Genomic DNA, 20,095 nt, shown 5'->3' with positions numbered 1-20,095 from the left:
CCTTGGGCGGCTTCAACCGGTTGTGCAGGCTCAGAGGGTGTTGAAACCGTTGCTGCAACCGCTGGTGGCGCTGACGGCAAAATGACGGCGTGATCTTCTTCCTCCTCTGGTTCGCCAGTAGGGGAGGCAATTGGCGTTGATGGGGTGCCACTGGCCTTGGCAGCCATAATTTCCGTGGCTTCGAGGATTTGGGTGGGGGCGCTGTCAATGTCTCCCATGCGTTCTCCCCGCTTGTAGGCACTGATCTGACTGGGACTCTCGGCGGTGTCTTTTTCCTCTTTTTTCAGCCACACAAGAAAGTCAGAGGCGCTGTAGGTGGCTTCCCCGCCTAAGGTACGAATGGCAACAAAGCCATTGGCCGCATTGACGCTTTGAATGGGATACCAGGTACCCCGATAAAGAATCATCGCATCCATGCCGAGGGAGTTGCCCCCTGTCAGAGCACCGCGTCGCTTACCGCGTGCCCAGCGGTCCTTCCACAGCACTCCCGCTTCGGTGTATTGGATCACATAACCTTCGGGAACGGTGCGATGTTCGTAACGTAAAAATCCGGGGGTTTGAGCAATACCAACTTGAAAAATTTCATAATCCACCATTACCTCTTGAATCAGAGGCCGATAGGGCGATGCATCCCGTAGTTCAATGGCAAGGGTAGGGGCATCTGTTTTCACCCGTGCAACGATGCCATCTTTGTAGGAAATCAACTGAACTTCATCAAAGGTTGTTTCTACGCGCAGGTGCCGATTCGAGAGCATTCGCGAATTTTTCTGAATTAAGTCTTTGATAAATTGGTCTATTAATTCGCGATCGCCCATAGTTTCTGCTTTGAATCACGGCAAGAAGGCATTGGGCCTAGGGGACTTGCGCCCTTGCTCTCATTATATTCCCTATATTCCCTGTGAACTTCTTTCTATGGAAAGCATTGTCTAATGCAACTTTGCAACGCTAGACCCGTTCTTGCATAGGAGCCACAGGTTGGCTTAGGAACACTATTTACATCAGCCTATGCCAAAAAGCCTGCTGCCAACAACCGTGAATCTACGGATTAAAGGTTTGGAAATACTCCCGCAACCGCTGCAATGCCTGCCCCCGATGACTGACGTGTTGCTTTTCAGTGGGACTCATCTCGGCAAAGGTGCGCTGCTGACTGGGCACCCAAAAGACAGGATCGTAGCCAAACCCCCCCTGCCCGCGGGGCGTCGTTAAAATCTCGCCTGCACACCGTCCTTCGGTCGTAACGGCAATAGTGCCATCGGGACGCGCGAGGGCAATGACGCAAATAAATTCAGCGGTGCGATCGCTCACACCGGCCATTTCCCGTAATAGACGCTCAATGCGCTCAGTATCCGTCGCACCGTAGCGAGCTGAATAGATTCCCGGTGCCCCCTGCAGGGCATGAACTGCAAGCCCCGAATCGTCAGCGATCGCCCACTCTCCCATCTCCTTGGCAGCAGTGGCGGCCTTCAAACAGGCGTTGCCCACAAAGGAATCCGCAGTTTCAGCAATCTCAATCGTGGGTGGCAGGGGCAGCAACTCCCCAATCCATGGCTGTAACCAGCCTTGAAACTCTCTGACTTTACCGGCATTGTGACTGGCTAAGACAGCTTGGGTGAGAACGGGCATTTCCTAAGAACGACGCTGCAACTGAATATGATCTTGCCGCAAACTGACATCAAAGTGCTGGAGAAAATCCTGCCCCAAGAGGCCAATGTTCATTTCAGGCCCAGCCACAGCAACGAGCAATTGCTTACGATGGAAGCCGCCGACGCTGATGGATTGGACATAGACGACTGGTAGCACCACTTGACCATTGGCGGTATGAAACACGCGATTATCCACCACTTGAGCCGGGGTAATGCCTAAAGCGCGTGCCATTGATCGCGTAATCACTGTCATGCTGGCGCCTGAATCTACCAACATCTCAAACTGCAGTCGTTGATTAAACGTCACTGGGATAACGGGAATGCCCCCTTGCCGCCGCAGGATGGGTACGATGCCACTGGGCTGGGTGATCACTGTTGCCATGGGCGGAGCAGGGGTTCGGGGCAGTTGTTGCAGCCGCACCAATTCTTGACGATAGCTAGTAAGGGCTCGCGCCTGTTGCGGATGGGCACGAATGACCTGATCGAGAATTTGCACCGCTGTTGCCCAATCTTGGTTGGCGATCGCCCGATAAAAACTTTCTGGTAGTGCCACCGCAGGCACCCCCTTGGCCGGGGCAATCAGGAACACCATCCCCGCCAGCGCTGCCAGTGCCCAATATCCGTGTTGTTGGGTCATGATTTTCTTCGTACCCTAGGATCCATAGTAGCGAGATAACCGCTGGCTATTCCAGACTGCCAATGAGCACGCACCCTTCGCCGCAACTGAGTCCTGAAGACTACTTGCAATGGGAAGCCCAAAGTGGCGTTAAGCACGAATACAGTAATGGCCAAGTATGTGCAATGGCTGGGGCCAGTGATGCCCACGTTACCCTAGCCTTGAATTTGGCCACCCTCCTACGACCCACTGTGCGGCAACGGGGGTGTCGTCTGTACATGTCGGATATGAAAGTGCGGCTTGAGCAGCGAAATTGCTTTTACTATCCTGATTTACTGGTGACCTGTGACCCACGGGATCAGCAAACACCACTCTATAAATCCTTCCCTTGCTTGGTGATTGAAGTGCTCTCTCCCTCAACAGAGGCCTTTGATCGTGGCGATAAATTCATTGACTATCAAAGCCTTGAGAGCCTCGAGGAATACGTACTTGTGAACACCCGCCGACAGCGATTGGAGAGCTTTTATCACAGTGCCTCGGGGTTATGGGTTTGGCAGGCCTACTCCCCTCCAAAAGATTTGGTTGAACTCAAGAGCATTGGCTGGCAAAGCCAGTTATCGGACATTTATGCAGATGTTACCCTAGAGCTGTAATCTCATCAAAAGTTGGTGTGGATCGCCTCCATCGGGCATGCAGCAACACATTGCTCACAGACAATGCAACGGGAGCGGGTAAATTGGAGTTGAAAGGTCTCTGGGTGCAGTGTCAGTGCCTGAGTGGGGCATACCCCTGTACAGAGGCCACAGTGGACACAGGCCTGCTCATCAATCACAATTTCACGGCTGGCAAGGGAAACCTCAATATTCTGCTGCCGCAACCATTCTAGGGCGGCCTCCATTTGATCAATGTCCCCGGCCAATTCTAGAACCAGTTTGCCCACTTGGTTAGGTGCCACTTGGGCGCGGATGATATTGGCAGCAATATTAAAGTCCTTGGCCAAGCGATAAGTGACGGGCATTTGAATCGTCCGTCGAGGGAATGTCAATGTGACTCGCTTTTTCACTGGTTGAAGCTTTGCATCGCAGTACAGCCCTTTTTACAAGTATCCCACACTCGCAACACTGTGAAAGTTAGTACACAGCCCTTTTCGTAGGAATTGAAAAATGAAAAACTATTAAATTTTATTTACTATTCCATCAACGTAAACGCCATCTCCAGAGTGAAATTGTTACCCTACGAGAGAGGGATAAGATAGAGCATTTTTGTCAAAATTTAATCAAGGGGAAGGTTCGGTTCAGGGGTCGTAGGGGCTGGACTGGGTTCCGCACTCGGCAGGGCATCGACACTGAGTTGATTTTGCAGGGTGAGGGCAACGGCACCCGTGCCCGCGATCACCAGTAAACTGAGGGCAAAAGCACTAACCGACTGATGGGATGGCATGGTGGCGGGTGTCGTTGGATTTGAGCTGGAACTTGCTTGCACAGACGGCGCCGCTGTCAAGGTCTCCTGTAAGTCAACGGTCTGTGTCCATTCTGGCCATTCTTCGCCAAGGAGCCGAGCATGGAGCCGTACACGTAGAACCCCTTGGGGTGCCAATTGCTTGAGGCCTCGGCAAACAAACTGAACGCAGACTTGGGGGGGGAGCGATCGCGCCGCTTCAAACATAATGTGTAAACAGTCACCCCGTCGCCGGACGAGGGCACGCACTCCCTTGGCCTGAAGCGTGCGGTTCATCAAATGGGCAATGGCCTCTGCTTGACCCTGCCGTGCCTGCTGCCAAATCAAATCAAGGGAAGCGGTCACGATCAAAGAACCCTCAGGCGATCGCGAGCGAACCTGTGGTTATTCTACGGGAAGCCACCAATGTTGAAAGTTAGTGTCAGGCCAATTTGACAAACGTCACGCAGAGGTTTCTTGGGTGTGCAAGGCTCGCAACAGATCATGACGGCTAATAATGCCGACCAATTCCCCTTGGGCATTCAAGACCGGCAGGCGACTAATGTGGTGATTCACCATGAGGCGAGCCGCTTCAGCAATGGGTGCATCGACGTTAATCGTGTGGGGGTTGGGGGTCATGACATCTTGCACCTGCTGGCCGAGGGTTTTCTTGAGGTGTTGATGAAAGGATTCTGGAGACTCAAAGTAAATGATGCTGCCTAGGAACGTAATGTACAACGGCGGCTCTAGAGGCGCTTCGCGCACGATCAGGTCAGCTTCAGACACCAAGCCCACCAATTTGCCTTGGTCATCCACGACGGGGAGGCCGCGCACCTGTTTTTCTTCCATCAGGCGAACTGCCTCAGAAATCGGGGCATCGGCATGAATGGTAAAGGGGTTGGGGGTCATGTAGTCACGGACAAGAGCGGTCATAGTTAACCTAGGGAATGAGAGGACAGATGGAGGGGATGGTAGTCGCTGTGCATTACCAGATCGGGGCGGAGGCTCTGGGCATGGCGCAGGTAGGCATGGTAAATCGGTTGATCGGGATTGGGAGTGTTGAAGTAAATCAAGCAGCGGATACAGCGGGGTAAGCCTCCCTCCACGTGCATTTGTTGGACATCAAGGAGAGGAATGTTGCGCCAATGGGGACATTCACGGGCGATCGCCGCCGGAAAGATCTGATCGAGGTCACGGGTAACAGAGAAGGTAACACTAATCACTTCCGAGAAATCGAGAGCATTGCGCCGCTCAATCTCGCCGAGGAGTTCCAAAACCGCCTCACGGATTGCTGGAATTGAATTTTCAGTGGCGGTAGTTGCTCCACGAATTGCTCGGACGCGCCAGCCCACAGTGTGCTCCTCCATCAAGACATCCGCAAGGGTACTGTATCCAGCTTAGGGGCGATAGAGCCATAGGGGAAGTCCATTGGTGGCCAGTTCAAATTCCAACCAGTCGAGACCCGCTTGCCACGGAAAGGGAAATCGTTCCTGCTGACGCGGAAACAGCCGAGCCAAGGGCGACTTGGGTTCTTCGATGGTTTGCACCTTGGTTTTGTCGGGGTCAAGTCCGGCCAGTTCCGCCAACCAGCGACGGGCATCCTCCTCGGTTCCCAAGCGATCCACGAGTCCGAGAGCAAGGGCCTGCTCACCCGTAAAGACACGGCCATCGGCAAAACTGCGCACGGTTTCGACATCGAGGTTACGGCCTTCGGCCACGGTTTGGACAAATTGGTGATAGCTGGTGTCAATGAGATCTTGGAGAATGCGGATTTCTTCCTCGGTAAGGTCGCGATCGAAAGCAAGAATGTCCTTGTAGGGGCCAGACTTGATGACCTTGAATGAGACCCCCACTTTGTCGAGGAGCCGTTGCAGGTTATTGCCCCGCAGGATGACGCCAATACTGCCCGTAATGGTGCCGGGGTTGGCCATGATGTGCTGTGCCCCCATACCAATATAGACCCCGCCAGAGGCAGAGATATTGCCAAAACTGGCAACGATTTTCATTTTCGACTGCAAACGCTTGAGGGCAGCATAGATTTCTTGAGAATCCCCCACGGTACCGCCGGGACTGTCAATCCGCACCAGTAGTGCCGGGTAGCCCCGTTCTTCAACGGTTTTCAGGGCTTTGAGGACACGACGGCGAGTACCCCCAGCAATCGCCCCCGTAATTTCGAGGCGGGCAATCTGACGATGGTAACCACGGGATAGGGGCCAAGGCATAGGCAGCAATCAGTTCAGCAAATCGTAACAATTGACTCAGATTTCTAATCTAGCAAGGTTCTAGGAGGCGGGGGACGGTGCTTGCTTCACCATTGCTGCTGAGAGTCCCTCTGTACCGTTGCCGATATACCACAGAGCCACAGCAGCTTCAGCACGGGTGACGGGTTTTTGGGGCTGGAGCAAGAGGGTTTCTCCCCAAACGCGGCGAATGTTCGAGAGATCCCCCGCGAGATAGTCAGCGGCCACGGCATTGATGGCGGGGGGAGCAATCCGTTGACTGTCCTTGAAGCCCCATGTTTGCTGAATGCGGTCAATCGTGCTGGGACTGAGCCGCCCCTGTTGATCGAGGGGCACTTTCCACTGCAACAGGGTTTCGCGGGTGAGGGGAGCATTCGGTCGAAAGAGGGTACTGGTATCGCCGGTAAGGGGGCTGGGCAAAAATCCTGCCATCGCTAGTCCCTGAATATAGGGAAAGTCGGGATTATCACGGGGCACATCTTGGAAAATGGGTGTGTCGTTGCGGCTGCCCAAGCGGATTTGGCGTGCGGGGCGATCGGCATAAAAGCGATTGTAGGTGGTCACGAGCCAGCGCACAAACTGAGCGCGACTGATGGGGGTATTGGGTTGCAGGCGATCGCCCGTGGTGCTGAGGACACCCAGTTCTGCCAAGTCACGAATGGCGGGCTGGAGGGGAGGGGGGGCTTGATCGAGATCGGTAAAGGTTTGGGGTGCCGTGGGGTTGGGTTGGGGAGACGGTGTGGCTGTGGTGCTATTAGTGGGTGTGTAGGCCACAGTGAAGGTTGTCAGGTTATTTTCTGGCACCGTGTTGATGGTGACGATCACTTCCAGTTCAGGACTGCGCCCCTTGAGGGTGATCGTATTGTCGGCCACCTGCTGCTCCACCAGTTGCCAGCCCGACTGTTGAAATTGTTGGCGATAGAATTGCTGGAGGGCGATCGCCGGCGCTGGTGCTTGCCAGCGGGTTTCCGTCGTCTGGGGTGACCCCGCTTGCGGCTGATTGGCTACAAGCATCGCATTAGGAAACCGTAAATTCTCTGGCAGCGTTGTCGTCGCTTCTGGAATGGGTGCCGCTGTGGGGGGATTCCCCGCCCATTGATCAGCATTGGGATCGGCAGCAAACCAACTTTGCAGACCACTACCCTCACAACTGCTGAGCAGCAGGGCACTCAAGAATAAGATCCATCCCAATTGGCGCGATCGCTTCAACGTTCTTCGACCCTCAGCTTGCTACCGTTTCACTCAGCACTGATTTCAGCCGCCATAGGAGGAAAGTCTGCCCCAACTCTAGAGGCAGCGGTGTCACCCCCTCAATACAGGACTGTACCCAACCATCTCCCCACGACCATTCTTGCCAGCCCTCAATGGCCTGTCGCAATACCAGTACCAGTCGCTCTGCCGTGAGCAGTTCCACACGATGCTCCAGTTTTAACCACAGGAATTGACTGGTGAAGGTATCCCCCACTTGCAGGCGATCGCCCGTCGTCTGAATTTGTAGAGGCCACAACCACTGCTGTAACTGTGCTGGCTGCGTCAAATAATCCCGCAGTTGGTCTGCGGTGGCCGGCACCCCAATGCGCAAATGGCTTGACTGAAATGTTCCCAGCATCGCTTTCCCTAAGAGGATAGATACGTGTAGCTGCGCAAACTCCGCTCGTAGTTTTCCAGTAGGTGCTGCGCTTCCGCCAAAGTAATGTGCTGCTCTGCAAGGGCAGCCTCGGCACGGCGGCGGATTTTCTCGAGGAGGGCATCACCTTGGTACTGCACATAACCGAGGACCTCTTGCATTGTATCGCCCCGCACCAAATGCTCAATTTCGTAGCCCTTGGGGGTTAGACGGATATGGACGGCATTCGTATCCCCAAAGAGATTGTGGAGATTGCCCATGATCTCTTGGTAGGCACCGTTGAGAAAAAGGCCAAGGTAGTAGGGTTCGCCGGGGCGAAAGGGATGGAGTTCCAAGACCGATTTCACATCCCGCAGGTCAATGAACTGGTCAATTTTGCCGTCGCTGTCGCAGGTCAGATCCGCAAGGATGCCCCGTTCGGTGGGTTCTTCATCAAGGCGGTGGATTGGCATGATCGGAAACAGTTGATCGATCGCCCAGCTATCGGGCACCGACTGAAACACCGATAGATTGATGTAGTAAATTGAAGCCATGATTTTCTCAAGGTCTTCGAGATCGTCGGGCACATATTCCTGCTGGCGAGCAATGCTGAGGATTTTGGCACAACAGGCCCAAAAGAGACTCTCTGCCCGTGCTCGCTCCGGCAAACTCAAGTAGCCAAAGTTAAAGAGACTGATGGCTTCCCCTTTAAATTGCAGGGCGTCGTTGTAGGCCTCTTGGTAGTTGTTTTCATCAATCGTTTGGTAGGTGTCGTAGAGGTTGCGGATAATCAGGTGCTCCTCTTCAGTGGCGGGTTCGGGGGTCATTTTGGGCACTTCACTAACCCCCAAGACATTGAAAATCAATACCGATTGGTGGGAGGCAATGGCACGGCCGCTCTCGCTAATGAGGATCGGATCAGGAATGCCCCGCTGCCGACAGGCGTCCTTAATACCAGCCACGACATCACTGGCATAGTTTTGCATACTGTAGTTTTTCGAGGCATGGAAGTTGGTTTTCGAGCCGTCATAGTCGACTCCTAAGCCGCCGCCCACATCGAGGTACTGCATATTGGCACCGAGGCGCACCAGTTCGCCATAAATTTGCCCCGCCTCCCGAATGGCATCCTTAATGACGCTAATGGCAGAGATTTGAGAGCCAATGTGAAAGTGCAATAGTTGCAAGGAATTGAGCATTCCTACTGCTCGCAGTTGTTCAACCGCTGTTAAAATCTCTGGCACCGTGAGACCAAACTTGGCGCGATCGCCAGCGGAGGTGCCCCAGCGCCCCACTCCTTGAGTACTGAGTTTTGCCCGCACGCCAACAATTGGCTCAATGCCCAAGGTCTGACTGACAGCAATGACTTCGGCCACTTCTTCGGGCTGCTCAAGGACAATGATCGGGGTGTGACCAAGGCGACGCGCCAGAATAGCCGTTTCAATATAGCCGCGATCCTTGTAGCCATTGCAGATCAGCAGTGCCCCCGGTGTATTTAGCATTGCTAAGGCAATCAGCAGTTCCGGTTTCGAGCCCGCCTCTAGGCCAAACTGATGGGACTGGCCAAAACGCACGAGGGCTTCAATGATGTGGCGTTGTTGATTGCACTTGACGGGAAAGACCCCCTTGTAGGCTCCCTGATAGCCATAGCGGGCAATGGCTCGGGCAAAGCAGGCATTCAGTCGCTCAATGCGATCCTCAAGGATATCGGAAAACCGCAGCAGCAGGGGGAGGCCAATGTTGCGCTGTTGGAGCGCTTGCACCAGTTCATAGAGATCCAATGACCCACCGCGATCGCCCTTGGGAGAGACGGTGACATGACCCGCAGCATTAATCCCAAAGTAGGGTTCGCCCCAGCCCTGAATGCGGTAGAGCTGTTCGCTGTCTTCAATTGTCCAATTGCTGGTTTTCGTAACGGTCAATGCCATCGTGGGTGACACAGCAGCCATAGTGCGCTCCCAAATAAAACCCTGCTGATCCTAACTTGTTTTTGCCAGTGGCACCAATGCAATTGCCGTCGGCTTTTCGGAAGCGTTCGGCTGGCATGGTAGCATTAGGGATCGCTTCCCCTACCGTTGACCGCCATGGCCTTTACAAAAATTTTGATTGCCAATCGTGGCGAAATTGCACTGCGGATTCTGCGTACTTGTGAGGAATTGGGCATTGCAACGGTTGCCGTCTATTCCACCGTAGATCGCCATGCCCTGCACGTGCAATTGGCTGATGAGGCGGTGTGCATTGGCGAAGCCCCCAGTAGCCGCAGCTATCTCAATATTCCCAACATTATTGCCGCTGCCCTCACCCGCCATGTCTCGGCGATTCACCCTGGCTATGGCTTTTTAGCGGAAAATGCCCGCTTTGCGGAAATCTGCGCCGACCACAAAATTACCTTTATTGGGCCGAGCCCCGCTGCCATGCGTGCTATGGGGGATAAATCCACTGCCAAAGCGACGATGCAACAGGTGGGGGTGCCGACAATTCCCGGCAGTGATGGACTGGTGCAGGATGAGGAAACTGCCCGGGCGATCGCCCGCAAAATTGGCTATCCTCTGATGATTAAAGCCACGGCTGGGGGAGGGGGTCGGGGGATGCGCTTGGTGCGCTCTGCTGAAGATTTAGGACGGGCCCTCAGTGCCGCCCAAGGGGAAGCGGAAGCCGCCTTCGGTAATGCCGGCGTCTATCTGGAGCGGTTTATTGAAAATCCCCGCCACATTGAGTTCCAGATTTTAGCAGATAGCTATGGCAATGTTATTCACCTCGGGGAGCGCGATTGCTCTGTACAGCGGCGTCACCAAAAGCTCCTTGAGGAGGCGCCTAGCCCTGCCCTCACCCCAGAACTACGTGCCAAGATGGGAGCCGCCGCTGTGACTGCCGCCAAAGCCATTAACTACGTCGGTGCCGGCACAATTGAATTTCTCCTTGACGGCCAAAACAACTTCTACTTTATGGAGATGAATACCCGCATTCAGGTGGAGCACACCGTCACGGAAATGATTACGGGGCTAGATCTGATTGCGGAGCAAATTCGCATTGCCCAAGGGGAACCCCTCAGCTTGACCCAAGAGCAGGTTGAGTTGCGCGGACACGCGATCGAGTGCCGCATCAATGCCGAGGATCCGGAGCGCAATTTCCGTCCCCATCCCGGGCGTATTAGCGGTTACTTGCCCCCCGGTGGCCCTGGGGTGCGCATGGACTCCCATGTTTATACCGACTATGAAATCCCCCCCTACTATGATTCGCTGATCGGTAAATTGGTGGTGTGGGGGAGCGATCGCCCCGCTGCCATTGCCCGCATGAAGCGTGCCCTAAGAGAATGTGCGATTATGGGGGTGCCGACCACCATTCCCTTTCATCAGCAGGTGATGGACACACCGGAGTTCCGCAGCGGCATTGTCTATACCAACTTTGTCGATAAGCTCATGACCACATTGGGCTGGAATGTTTAATGCCTGGACCAAGAAAACTACTGATTGCAGCGAGTGGCACCGGGGGGCATCTCTTTCCGGCGCTGGCAGTGGCAGCAGAGTTACCTGAATATGAGATCCATTGGCTGGGGGTACGCGATCGCCTTGAACAGAAATTGATTCCGCCCTATTACCCCCTGCATACAATCAATTTTAGTGGCCTCCAAGGTAAGACCCCTTGGGCAAGGCTGCGCCCCTTGTGGCAATTTTGGGGGGCTTTTTGGCAAACGCGCCAGTTGTTAAAACAGGGACACTTCCAAGGGGTGTTTACCACCGGTGGCTACATTGCGGCGCCAGCTATTTTAGCGGCTCGCAGTTTGGGGCGTGTCGCCCTGCTTCACGAAGCCAACGCCTTACCGGGCAAAGTCACCCGCTGGCTGGCTCCTTGGTGTACGCTGATTGCCTTGGGTACCCCCGCGAGTTTGGCCTACCTCAACTCTAAACGGCTGAACCTACGGGTCACGGGCACACCGGTGCGTCCCGATATTCTCCATCCCGGCGACTTGGAGTTGCCGATTCCCAAGGAGGTGCCCCTGATTCTAGTGATGGGGGGGAGTCAAGGAGCAGTGGCCATCAATCGCCTTGTACGGGAAACGGTTCACCGCTGGATCGATGCTGGGGCTTGGGTGGTGCATCTCACGGGTAACAATGATCCCGATGCTCAAAGTGTTCAGCATCGCCACTACCTCGTCTTTCCCTTCTTTGAACCCATGGGACCCCTGCTGCACCGTGCGGATATCGTCATTAGTCGAGCCGGCGCCAGTGCCTTGGCGGAACTGACACTCACAGGAACCCCGGCGCTATTAATTCCCTATCCCGATGCGGCTGAGGATCACCAAACGGTCAATGCTAAAGTGCTGGTGAGTGCCGGGGCTGCTGAAATGATCCCGCAATCGGCATTGACGGGCGATCGCCTCGGACAGATCATTTTAGAATGGCTACGGCAGCCCCAAAAATTACAAGCCATGGCGGAGAATGCCCGCCAATTGGCGATGCCCAACAGCAGTCAGCAGGTCGCTGATCTGATTCGTACGCTGATTCCCGCCCCCTAGGAAACGCGCTATGCCCATCCGTCTTCTTTTTGTTTGTCTTGGTAATATCTGTCGCTCCCCTGCCGCCGAAGGGATCATGCAGGATCTAATCAAAAAGGCTGGCCTAGAGCATGAGATTCAGTGTGATTCCGCTGGCACCAGCAACTTCCACGTTGGTGATCCACCGGATGCCCGCATGGTGATGACGGCACGGCAACGGGGACTGCCCTTGACCCATCGAGCACGCCAATTTCATGCTGCCGACTTTGAGGAATTTGATCTGATTTTGGCGATGGATCGGGAAAACTACTACGATATTTTGCGCCTTGACCCCGAAGGGAAATACCGCGATAAGGTGCGGTTAATGTGCGATTTTTGCCGTCACTACGACGCGAAGGAAGTGCCCGACCCCTACTATGGTGGTCGTCAGGGGTTTGAGAAGGTGTTGGATCTGCTCACCGACGCCTGTGAAGGCCTCTTGGAGTATCTCAAGGCTCACTACCCCCAACTACAGGAGCAGCATTGATGGACTACCGCAGTGCCGGTGTAGATGTGGCCGCTGGCCGCGCTTTTGTTGAGCAGATTCGCCCCTTAGTGCAGCGAACCCAACGACCGGAAGTCGTGGGACGACTGGGAGGCTTTGCTGGGCTATGTCAAATTCCCAAGGGCTATCGTCAACCCCTTTTGGTGTCGGGAACTGATGGGGTGGGTACCAAGCTGAAACTGGCTCAAGCCCTCGATCGCCACGAGACTGTCGGCATTGATCTGGTGGCCATGTGCGTCAACGATGTCCTCACCTGCGGTGCTGAGCCGCTCTTTTTCTTGGACTACATTGCCTGTGGTCGGCTAGCGCCAGAGATTATGACTGCTGTGGTGGCGGGTATTGCCCAAGGGTGTGAAGCAGCGGGTTGTGCCCTCTTGGGGGGGGAGACAGCGGAAATGCCGGGATTCTATGCCGAAGGGGTCTATGACCTCGCAGGGTTCTGTGTTGGTGTCGTTGAGCAGGATCAGGTGCTGGATGGCACGCAGGTACAGGTGGGGGATGTGGTCTTGGGATTGGCCAGTTCTGGGCTGCACAGCAATGGCTTTAGTTTGGTGCGCAAGATTGTTAGCGATCGCCAACTCAGTTGGCAGGATACTCCCCTTGGTACCTCTTCCCTTGGCGAGCTGTGCTTGGAACCAACGCGCCTCTACGTCCAACCCATTCGTGCTGCTTTAGGTCAAGGAATTCCCATCCACGGCATGGCCCACATTACGGGCGGTGGGTTGCCTGAAAATTTGCCCCGCTGCTTGGGCGAAGGGCGATCAGCCCAACTGAACCCTCAGGCTTGGCCGATTCCACCGCTTTTTCACTGGCTGGGGGAGATGGGAGAAGTCAGCTTGGCCGAACTCTTTAACACCTTCAATATGGGCATTGGGTACACCGTGGTTTTACCGGCGTCAGCGGTTGCAGCGGCGCAGGCCTGCTTTGCCAAGTGGGGGATTGAGAGTTGGCCGATTGGCACCGTTGTTGCGGGCACCGGTGAGGTATTGGGATTACCTGCTGCTTAATTGATGCACATTTGCTATTCACCATTGCGCTCCCGCCTAGAATAAAGGGGCTGGATGCTACCACGGACTGTTGCGAAATTTGTATCAAGCAGCATCCTTAGAGATAGCAGAGTAGGACACTATTGGGGAAAGAGTTCTTTGAGGGCTTCTTCGAGGGTGGGTGCCATCACAATCCGCTGGTTATCCATAACGATGACCCGTGCTAAGGTGGGCAGTTGATTTTGATCGGCTTCGAGGTAAATGGGTTCGACGTAGAGGAGCGATCGCTCGATGGGGATAATGAGAAGATTGCCCTGCACCGATCTTGACCCTTGGCGATTCCAGAGGGAAATTTGCTGTGAAATCATTGGGTCTTGATTGATACGTGCCTCCATTTGTTCAGGGCCAAAGACCAGTTCTTGCTTGGGAAAGACGTAGAGCAGGAGCTTGCCATAGTTTTGACCATCGGAGCGAGCCGCCAGCCAGCCAATGAGGTTGGGACGATTCACGGGCGTAAAGGGGACCAGCAGAATAAACTCCTCGGTGTAGCCAATGGGCAGCTTGGTAATGAGATAGTAAGGGGCAACGGCTTGGGGTTTTTCGCGGTAGATCTCCTTGGGAATTTGCCAGAGGTCTTCGCGGTTGTAGAACACCACGGGATCCGTCATGTGGTATTTCAGGAGCTGCTCGGACTGCACTTGCAGCAGATCAATGGGATAGCGAATGTGGCGATAGAGGCGGTGGGGCATCGCACTCAGGGGATGAAAGAGGGTTGGGAAGAGCCGCTGCCACGTGCGAATCATGACATCGTCGGGTTCCACCACATAGAAGGTGACATCGCCGTTATAGGCGTCCACCACCACTTTGACGGAGTTGCGAATGTAGTTAAACGAGTGCTGCCCCGGATCGCTGTAGGGATAGTAGCGACTGACGGTATAGGCATCAATAATCCAGTAGAGATAGCTAACCCCCGCAGTGCTCGGGCTAGCCGCAATGTCGTGTTCAGAGCGTGGATCGGCGACGACAAGGTAAGGCTCACTGTCAAAGCGCAGAAAGGGGGCGATCGCCCGCACGCGATCCTGAATCAATCGCCGAAAGAGCACCCGTGAATCTGGCCGCAAGTTGGGGGTCAACAGGAGTTGCCAATCCCGGAAATAGACGCTATAGACCAAGCGTCGCCACCAACTAGCAATGGGTACGCCCCCCGTGCCATCGTAGTGGTTATAGACATTTTCAGCCCCGCGGGGAAAATCCAGTTCTGGGACATCGGAAGGGGCAAAGATGTAGGTATTGGTGAGTTCACCGTAATAGATGCGGGGGTAGAAAAATGGAATACTCTCGCGAATCTCGGGGGGATTGACCAGTAGCTCACCCGTATCGCCAATATCGCGCACAAAGTACTTGGGCAGACCATTGGCCTCGGCGGTATTCACGGGACTCATGGTGAAGCCATAGCCGTGGGTAAATACGAGGTGCTCGTTAATCCAACTGCGGGCAAACCGCTGAACCGCACTGTAGTCCACTTCCCGAGCGGCAATGAGGACTTGGCGAATTTCGGATTGGTCTTGTTCAGGGGATAGTTTGAGATAGTAGCGATCCAAAAAGGCCGCTGGAAACCGATAGTAGGAGCGCAGTTGTTGCAGTTGGCGGTTGGTTTCAAGCAGAGGGCGGGTATCCCAAAGACGAATGTTACGGGTGGTGGCCGCATTGGCAGCAATGATCTCGGCGTTGAGGTTATTCTCCGGCTGAAAGGGTTCGACCCGCATTTTTTCAAGGTTAAAGCCTTCGCGGGTGTGGGTAATGGTGCGTTGAATGTAGGGGAGTTCCCGTTGCAGTTGGTTGGGTTGAACAATCGCTGCTTCAATGGCTGTGGGCAGGAGCCAATCGGCAATTAAGATGACCACTAGATAGCCCAATGTAAAGCCAAAGAGGCCGGGGGCGATCGGTCCTAGCCGCCGCTGCCCTTCGCCGCCCCGTCGAATCGCTGACCAAGCCAACAAACAGGTGACGCCAAAGGCCGAGGCCGAGAGCCAACCATAGAGGGGTAAGCGCACGGTGACATCGGTATAGCCTGCGCCAAAGGCAGCCCCATTAGTTGAATAGAGAAGTTTGTAGCGCTCTAGCCAGAAGCTAAAGGCCACGGTGGCAAAGACAAAGGCACTTAAGCCCTGTAAATGCCGCCGTTGCGATCGCACGAAGCCGAGGAATTTGCCATGACTGAGAGTTTCATTGGCAAGGAGATAACCCAGGGCCGTTCCCCCTAAGCCGACAACACTGAGGTTCACCAACCATAGGCGCAACAGTTCCCACAGGGGGATTTCAAACAGGTAAAAGCTAATGGAACGGTGAAAGAGCGGTTCGGTATGGGGATCACTGGCGGCAAACAGTCCCTTGAGAACCACTGACCAACTGAGGCTGGCGATCGCCCCCATAGCAAGGCTTAAGAGAATGCCCAATCCTTGAAAGAGGCGCACAGGCAACCACAGCCCCAGCAGCAATGCTGCCAAACTCAGCACTAATAGCCGAGGATTCTGCACTATTTGCAGTGATAACTCCGCCACCCGCCAAACACTCAGTTGCGGCAGCAGAGGGCTATTAAACGTAATTTCTGAGCGCTGTTGCCACAGCTGCAGAGCGATCGCCCCAATATGGTAGGTAGCAACAATTAGCAGCCAAGTTAAACCGCTGGCACACAACAAAAGCCGCCATAGCCCCAACCCCCGATAGGTACTCTGGGCTGTCAGGGTGGGATCGAGGGTCACGGTGCGTTGCCGCAGGAGCCAGTGTTGCTGCCAGCCATAGAAAAGCGCCGATACCCCCGCAACCGCTAGAAACAGTAAAGCTTGGACACTCCAGCGCTGCCAGACCACTGCCAAATAACCCAGTTGATGAAACCAGAGGCTTTCGGCAATCAAGCGACACAGCCCCACCCCAAGGGCGATCGCCAGCACGAGGCCAGAGAGCCAGCGCAACCAACGGGGCATAAACTGTATAGCGGAGAGCGACGGCATCAACCTCGAAAAATCGTTAAAACTACGGTACAGTGCAGCTAGATGCTTTCCTAAGGCCAGTTTAGCGATTTAACTATGTTCTTGCGCTCACTACTTATTGCCCTCTTGAGTTTGCTTCTGTTTCTGAGCCCATCAGCCCCCAGCTGGGCGCTCGGGGGTGAATTGCCCCCTCTCAATGCCCCAGCACCTGACTTTTCCCTTCCCAGCAGCACCGATGGTCAACCCATTTCCCTGAAGGATTATCGCGGCAAGTGGGTAGTGCTGTACTTTTACCCCAAGGACTTCACCTCTGGCTGCACCCTCGAAGCCCAACGCTTTCAGCGGGATATCGAGCAATTTCATGCCCACAACGCTGAAGTCATTGGCGTCAGTGCCGACTCGGTAGCCTCCCATGAAGATTTTTGTGACAGTGAAGGCTTGACCTTTCCCCTCCTCTCTGACCCCGATGGCCAAGTCAGCAAGGCCTATGGCTCGTGGTTGGGATTTGTCTCGCTGCGCCACAGTTTCATCATTGATCCTGAGGGCATCCTGCGGGAGCGTTATGTCAAAGTGAATCCCGCGATCCACAGTCAGGAGGTACTGGCTCGCCTAGAGGAACTGCAACAGCAAGCTTAGGTCTCTATTGCTGCGGCGAGGGTTCAGGGGTTGCTGGAGATTCATTTTGCACCTGCTGCGCTGCCTGCTGAATAGCATCTTTATACTTGGCGGGGGCTAATTCCACGGCTTTGGCATAGAGGGACGCCGCCTCAGTCTTTTTCCCCTGTTCCGTCAGTGCCATCGCTTGGGCAAGAACTGGGCGAAAATCGTTGGGATTTTCTTTGCCCAGATTTTGGAAGAGGGTGAGCGCTTCATCGTAGCGTTTTTGTGCCATATAGACATCGCCAAGGAGAAGTTGTAAAGCCGTGACATCTACGCTCCCTGGTTGGACTTTGTTGGCTTGCTCTGCCCCTTGGAGACTCTCTTCAATCAAACCAATAGCAGCTTGGGGACGATCTTCCTTGAGGTAAAGATCCACAAGACCCCGCAGGGCATTGAGGTTCCCCGGAGATTTAGCAAGAACTCCCTGAAAGGTTTGGGCAGCCCCCTCGCGATCGCCCGTTTGTTGTTGCGCTTGCCCTAGGAGAATGGCATAGTCTGTTTGCTCGGGTCGCTGCGCCGCCAACCGCCGCAAGGGATCAATGACGCTGGCAATTTCTCCTTTGCCTAGTTGAATCAGTTGCAGCCGAGCCAGCACCAAGCCTTCCAGTGCCGTGGCATTGTTGGGTTCACGCTGCAGCACCAGTTGATAGCCCTTTTCTTGGGCTTGGAGTTCTGCGATTTTGTCTGCCGCCGGGGGACTGGCCACAGGGCTAGGGGTGGCTTGGGGTGACGTAAAGGCACTGGTGAGTAGGGGCATGACAGAAATGGCGATGAAGGGAATCATCCCCAACACCAACACTAAAAGAGTGATCCATTTCTTGCGCATTCTGCCTCCTGCCCAACGTTTGCCTTGCCAGTACGATTCTAGCCTAGGGGGTAGGGCAATCATTGCGAATTTTCCCGTGGCTTCCCCTTGCTAAAATTTGAAAGATTCCTCGGAGAGCTGCCATGAGCGAACTAACGCCAGAAACGATTAATTGTGCAGAGGCCTGTGTCAATGGCTGTGTCCTTGGCGATCGCTGTCCTAACCGCGAGTACATTGCTGCCGCCACCAAGTTTATGAATGATACGCCCCTCGATCAAATTCTGCAAATCGCAGCGGATAGCTATCCTAAACGTCTCTTGGCCTCGATTGAACGCGATCGCCAGCGAGCGGCGAACCCACCCCAAGAATAACTCGGGCGATTCATGTCTCGTCTGCGTGCATTGCAGGGGTACCTGCTCCTGCGGCTTTTACTTGCGCCGCTGATGCTGTGGACGATTGTCACCGTCGTCTTTTTGCTGCTGCGAGCCACGCCGGGGGATCCCGTGGATGCGATTTTAGGCCCCCGTGCCCCGATGGCTGTTAAAGAGGCCTTGCGAGAACAATTGGGCTTGGCTCAGCCCCTGTGGCAACAATACTTGACTTACTTAGGGCAACTCCTGCGATTTGATCTGGGAACCTCCCTCACCAGTCAAGGGGAAGCCGTTACGAGTATCATTGCCCAGCATTTTCCTGCAACGGCTGAATTAGGCCTTGCGAGTCTGGCGATCGCCTTTGGTTTAGGTGTGCTCATTGGCAGTCTGGCTGCGGTTAAATCTGGCACTGCTTGGGATATCGGAGGTCGCCTCTTTGGCATCATCACCTATGCCTTGCCCCTCTTTTGGCTGGGGATGCTCTTGCAACTGCTCTTTGCGGTGAATCTGCGTTGGCTTCCCTTGGGTACCCGCTACCCGATCACAGAAACACCCCCCCAAGGTCCCACAGGGCTGTATCTGCTGGATGCGCTCCTGAATGGCAATCTCCACCAACTGGCAACTGCTTTCAGTTACTTGCTCCTGCCTGCGGTCACGCTGGCGATCGTCCTCAGTGGTATCTTTGAGCGCATTGTGCGGGTGAATCTCAAGCAAACCTTAGTGGCAGATTATGTGGAAGCTGCCCGTGCCCGTGGTATCCCTGAGCATCGGATTCTCATTCACCATGCCCTCAAGAATGCCTTGATTCCGGTGATCACGGTTTTGGGTCTGACCCTTGCGAGCCTCTTGGGGGGAGCGGTGTTGACGGAGGTGACGTTTTCTTGGCCGGGGTTGGGTCAGCGACTCTACGAGGCGATCGCGCTGCGGGACTATCCAACTGTACAGGGCATTGTGGTTTTCTTTGCCGTGATTGTGGTCGCCGCTAGTATTCTCATTGACTTGCTTAATGCTTGGATTGACCCCCGCATCCACTACTAACTTTTTGGCACCTGCCGATAGAATAAAAAACGAAACGATGTAACAAATCTTAATGTTTAGGAGGTTATGCATCATGGCTCTAGCCGTTGGTACACCCGCACCGCCCTTTACTGCTAAAGACACCCATGGCAATACCGTCTCCCTTAGTGACTTTGCGGGCAAAACTGTCGTGCTGTACTTTTACCCCAAGGATGACACCCCCGGCTGCACCAAAGAGGCCTGTAGCTTCCGTGACAACTATGCCGCCTATCAGGGCAAAGATATCGTAGTTTTGGGGGTGAGCAGTGATGACGAAACCTCGCACCAAAAATTCACGGAGAAATTCAACCTTCCCTTCCCCCTCCTAGCGGATGTGGATCAGTCCATTATCAAGGCCTACGACGTGGATGGCGGCGGCTACGCCAAGCGAGTCACCTATGTCATTGACGGCAATGGCATCATTTCCCATGTCTATACCAGCGTCAAAACCGATACCCACGCCACCGACATTTTGGCGGATCTCGGCTTATAGGCGACTCTAAAAGTCATTATTGGGTGAGGCGGCTGGAGAGGTTCTGGCTGCCTTTTTGTTGATTGAACGGAGAGAGAGGGATTCGAACCCTCGGTGACATCACTGCCACACTCGATTTCAAGTCGAGCGCATTCGACCACTCTGCCATCTCTCCCA

22 protein-coding genes and 1 tRNA gene are annotated in these 20,095 nt (G+C 54.5%); 9 read left to right on the top strand and 14 right to left on the bottom strand.

What is annotated here, in order from left to right:
- From IGQ15_RS03195 to IGQ15_RS03185, 3 genes are all read right to left on the bottom strand, one after another.
- On the bottom strand, positions 1 to 815 hold an 815-nt coding region (locus tag IGQ15_RS03195), incomplete at its 3' end, for a hypothetical protein (protein WP_297048600.1).
- Between the two features lie 223 nt (positions 816 to 1,038).
- Positions 1,039 to 1,623, bottom strand: a complete 585-nt coding sequence (gene rdgB / locus IGQ15_RS03190) for an RdgB/HAM1 family non-canonical purine NTP pyrophosphatase (RefSeq protein ID WP_297048598.1) — start codon at positions 1,621 to 1,623, stop codon at positions 1,039 to 1,041.
- A gap of 3 nt (positions 1,624 to 1,626) precedes the next feature.
- Positions 1,627 to 2,280 (bottom strand): retropepsin-like aspartic protease, encoded by a 654-nt coding sequence (locus IGQ15_RS03185; RefSeq protein WP_297048596.1) that lies wholly within the window; start codon positions 2,278 to 2,280, stop codon positions 1,627 to 1,629.
- Positions 2,281 to 2,342: 62 nt separating this feature from the next.
- On the opposite strand from IGQ15_RS03185, the gene IGQ15_RS03180 reads away from it, so the two are divergent.
- Positions 2,343 to 2,912, top strand: a complete 570-nt coding sequence (locus IGQ15_RS03180; RefSeq protein ID WP_297048595.1) for a Uma2 family endonuclease — start codon at positions 2,343 to 2,345, stop codon at positions 2,910 to 2,912.
- A gap of 5 nt (positions 2,913 to 2,917) precedes the next feature.
- Here IGQ15_RS03180 and IGQ15_RS03175 read toward each other — a convergent pair whose 3' ends face one another.
- From IGQ15_RS03175 to speA, 8 genes are all read right to left on the bottom strand, one after another.
- Complete coding sequence (locus IGQ15_RS03175) at positions 2,918 to 3,322, bottom strand: NIL domain-containing protein (protein WP_011057637.1); 405 nt, start codon at positions 3,320 to 3,322, stop codon at positions 2,918 to 2,920.
- Positions 3,323 to 3,531: 209 nt separating this feature from the next.
- Positions 3,532 to 4,062: a hypothetical protein gene (locus IGQ15_RS03170; RefSeq protein WP_297048593.1), complete on the bottom strand. Its 531-nt coding sequence runs from the start codon at positions 4,060 to 4,062 to the stop codon at positions 3,532 to 3,534.
- A gap of 96 nt (positions 4,063 to 4,158) precedes the next feature.
- Positions 4,159 to 4,629 carry a CBS domain-containing protein gene (locus IGQ15_RS03165; protein WP_297048591.1) on the bottom strand — a complete coding sequence of 157 codons (471 nt, stop codon included), beginning with the start codon at positions 4,627 to 4,629 and terminating at the stop codon, positions 4,159 to 4,161.
- A gap of 2 nt (positions 4,630 to 4,631) precedes the next feature.
- Complete coding sequence (gene aroH, locus IGQ15_RS03160; RefSeq protein ID WP_297048589.1) at positions 4,632 to 5,063, bottom strand: chorismate mutase; 432 nt, start codon at positions 5,061 to 5,063, stop codon at positions 4,632 to 4,634.
- A gap of 30 nt (positions 5,064 to 5,093) precedes the next feature.
- Entirely contained in the window at positions 5,094 to 5,918 is an 825-nt protein-coding gene (sppA, locus tag IGQ15_RS03155; protein ID WP_297048587.1) for a signal peptide peptidase SppA, read from the bottom strand.
- Positions 5,919 to 5,978: 60 nt separating this feature from the next.
- Positions 5,979 to 7,109, bottom strand: a complete 1,131-nt coding sequence (locus IGQ15_RS03150; protein WP_297048585.1) for an S-layer homology domain-containing protein — start codon at positions 7,107 to 7,109, stop codon at positions 5,979 to 5,981.
- A gap of 49 nt (positions 7,110 to 7,158) precedes the next feature.
- Positions 7,159 to 7,545, bottom strand: a complete 387-nt coding sequence (locus tag IGQ15_RS03145; RefSeq protein WP_297048582.1) for a hypothetical protein — start codon at positions 7,543 to 7,545, stop codon at positions 7,159 to 7,161.
- 8 nt (positions 7,546 to 7,553) lie between these two features.
- The gene (speA, locus tag IGQ15_RS03140) at positions 7,554 to 9,467 is read right to left on the bottom strand and encodes a biosynthetic arginine decarboxylase (protein WP_297048602.1); all 1,914 of its coding nucleotides are present in this window, start codon (positions 9,465 to 9,467) and stop codon (positions 7,554 to 7,556) included.
- Between the two features lie 156 nt (positions 9,468 to 9,623).
- On the opposite strand from speA, the gene accC reads away from it, so the two are divergent.
- From accC to purM, 4 genes are read left to right on the top strand one after another with little or no spacing between them, the layout of a single operon-like run.
- Positions 9,624 to 10,985, top strand: coding sequence for an acetyl-CoA carboxylase biotin carboxylase subunit (accC, locus tag IGQ15_RS03135; protein WP_297048580.1), 1,362 nt, complete (start codon positions 9,624 to 9,626; stop codon positions 10,983 to 10,985).
- Positions 10,985 to 12,055, top strand: coding sequence for an undecaprenyldiphospho-muramoylpentapeptide beta-N-acetylglucosaminyltransferase (gene murG / locus IGQ15_RS03130; protein ID WP_297048578.1), 1,071 nt, complete (start codon positions 10,985 to 10,987; stop codon positions 12,053 to 12,055). The genes accC and murG overlap by 1 nt, the downstream gene beginning before the upstream one ends.
- Before the next feature lie 10 nt (positions 12,056 to 12,065).
- Positions 12,066 to 12,560: a low molecular weight protein-tyrosine-phosphatase gene (locus IGQ15_RS03125; RefSeq protein ID WP_297048576.1), complete on the top strand. Its 495-nt coding sequence runs from the start codon at positions 12,066 to 12,068 to the stop codon at positions 12,558 to 12,560.
- Positions 12,560 to 13,585, top strand: coding sequence for a phosphoribosylformylglycinamidine cyclo-ligase (gene purM, locus IGQ15_RS03120; protein ID WP_297048574.1), 1,026 nt, complete (start codon positions 12,560 to 12,562; stop codon positions 13,583 to 13,585). Before IGQ15_RS03125 ends, purM begins: the two co-directional genes overlap by 1 nt.
- 119 nt (positions 13,586 to 13,704) lie before the next feature.
- On the opposite strand, the gene IGQ15_RS03115 is transcribed toward purM, so the two are convergent.
- Positions 13,705 to 16,548, bottom strand: coding sequence for a UPF0182 family protein (locus tag IGQ15_RS03115; protein WP_297048572.1), 2,844 nt, complete (start codon positions 16,546 to 16,548; stop codon positions 13,705 to 13,707).
- A gap of 102 nt (positions 16,549 to 16,650) precedes the next feature.
- Between IGQ15_RS03115 and IGQ15_RS03110 the strand changes: the two genes are divergently transcribed.
- Complete coding sequence (locus tag IGQ15_RS03110; protein ID WP_297048570.1) at positions 16,651 to 17,190, top strand: peroxiredoxin; 540 nt, start codon at positions 16,651 to 16,653, stop codon at positions 17,188 to 17,190.
- A 4-nt stretch (positions 17,191 to 17,194) separates the two neighbouring features.
- Here the strand turns inward: IGQ15_RS03110 and IGQ15_RS03105 are convergent, their stop codons facing one another.
- Positions 17,195 to 18,040 carry a tetratricopeptide repeat protein gene (locus IGQ15_RS03105; protein ID WP_297048568.1) on the bottom strand — a complete coding sequence of 282 codons (846 nt, stop codon included), beginning with the start codon at positions 18,038 to 18,040 and terminating at the stop codon, positions 17,195 to 17,197.
- A gap of 122 nt (positions 18,041 to 18,162) precedes the next feature.
- On the opposite strand from IGQ15_RS03105, the gene IGQ15_RS03100 reads away from it, so the two are divergent.
- The 3 genes from IGQ15_RS03100 to IGQ15_RS03090 all read left to right on the top strand — a co-directional run bounded on the left by IGQ15_RS03100 (position 18,163) and on the right by IGQ15_RS03090 (position 19,939).
- Positions 18,163 to 18,390, top strand: coding sequence for a hypothetical protein (locus IGQ15_RS03100; RefSeq protein WP_149819916.1), 228 nt, complete (start codon positions 18,163 to 18,165; stop codon positions 18,388 to 18,390).
- Positions 18,391 to 18,402: 12 nt separating this feature from the next.
- Complete coding sequence (locus tag IGQ15_RS03095) at positions 18,403 to 19,428, top strand: ABC transporter permease (RefSeq protein WP_297048565.1); 1,026 nt, start codon at positions 18,403 to 18,405, stop codon at positions 19,426 to 19,428.
- 73 nt (positions 19,429 to 19,501) lie between these two features.
- Positions 19,502 to 19,939, top strand: coding sequence for a peroxiredoxin (locus tag IGQ15_RS03090; protein WP_297048563.1), 438 nt, complete (start codon positions 19,502 to 19,504; stop codon positions 19,937 to 19,939).
- Between the two features lie 67 nt (positions 19,940 to 20,006).
- On the opposite strand, the gene IGQ15_RS03085 is transcribed toward IGQ15_RS03090, so the two are convergent.
- Positions 20,007 to 20,093: transfer RNA gene (locus IGQ15_RS03085), tRNA-Ser, on the bottom strand.
- Positions 20,094 to 20,095 lie beyond the last annotated feature (2 nt).

Source organism: Thermosynechococcus sp. M98_K2018_005, from assembly GCF_015295825.1.
In the GTDB taxonomy this organism is placed as follows: Bacteria; Cyanobacteriota; Cyanobacteriia; order Thermosynechococcales; family Thermosynechococcaceae; genus Thermosynechococcus.
This window is presented reverse-complemented; position numbering and strand designations above follow the sequence as displayed.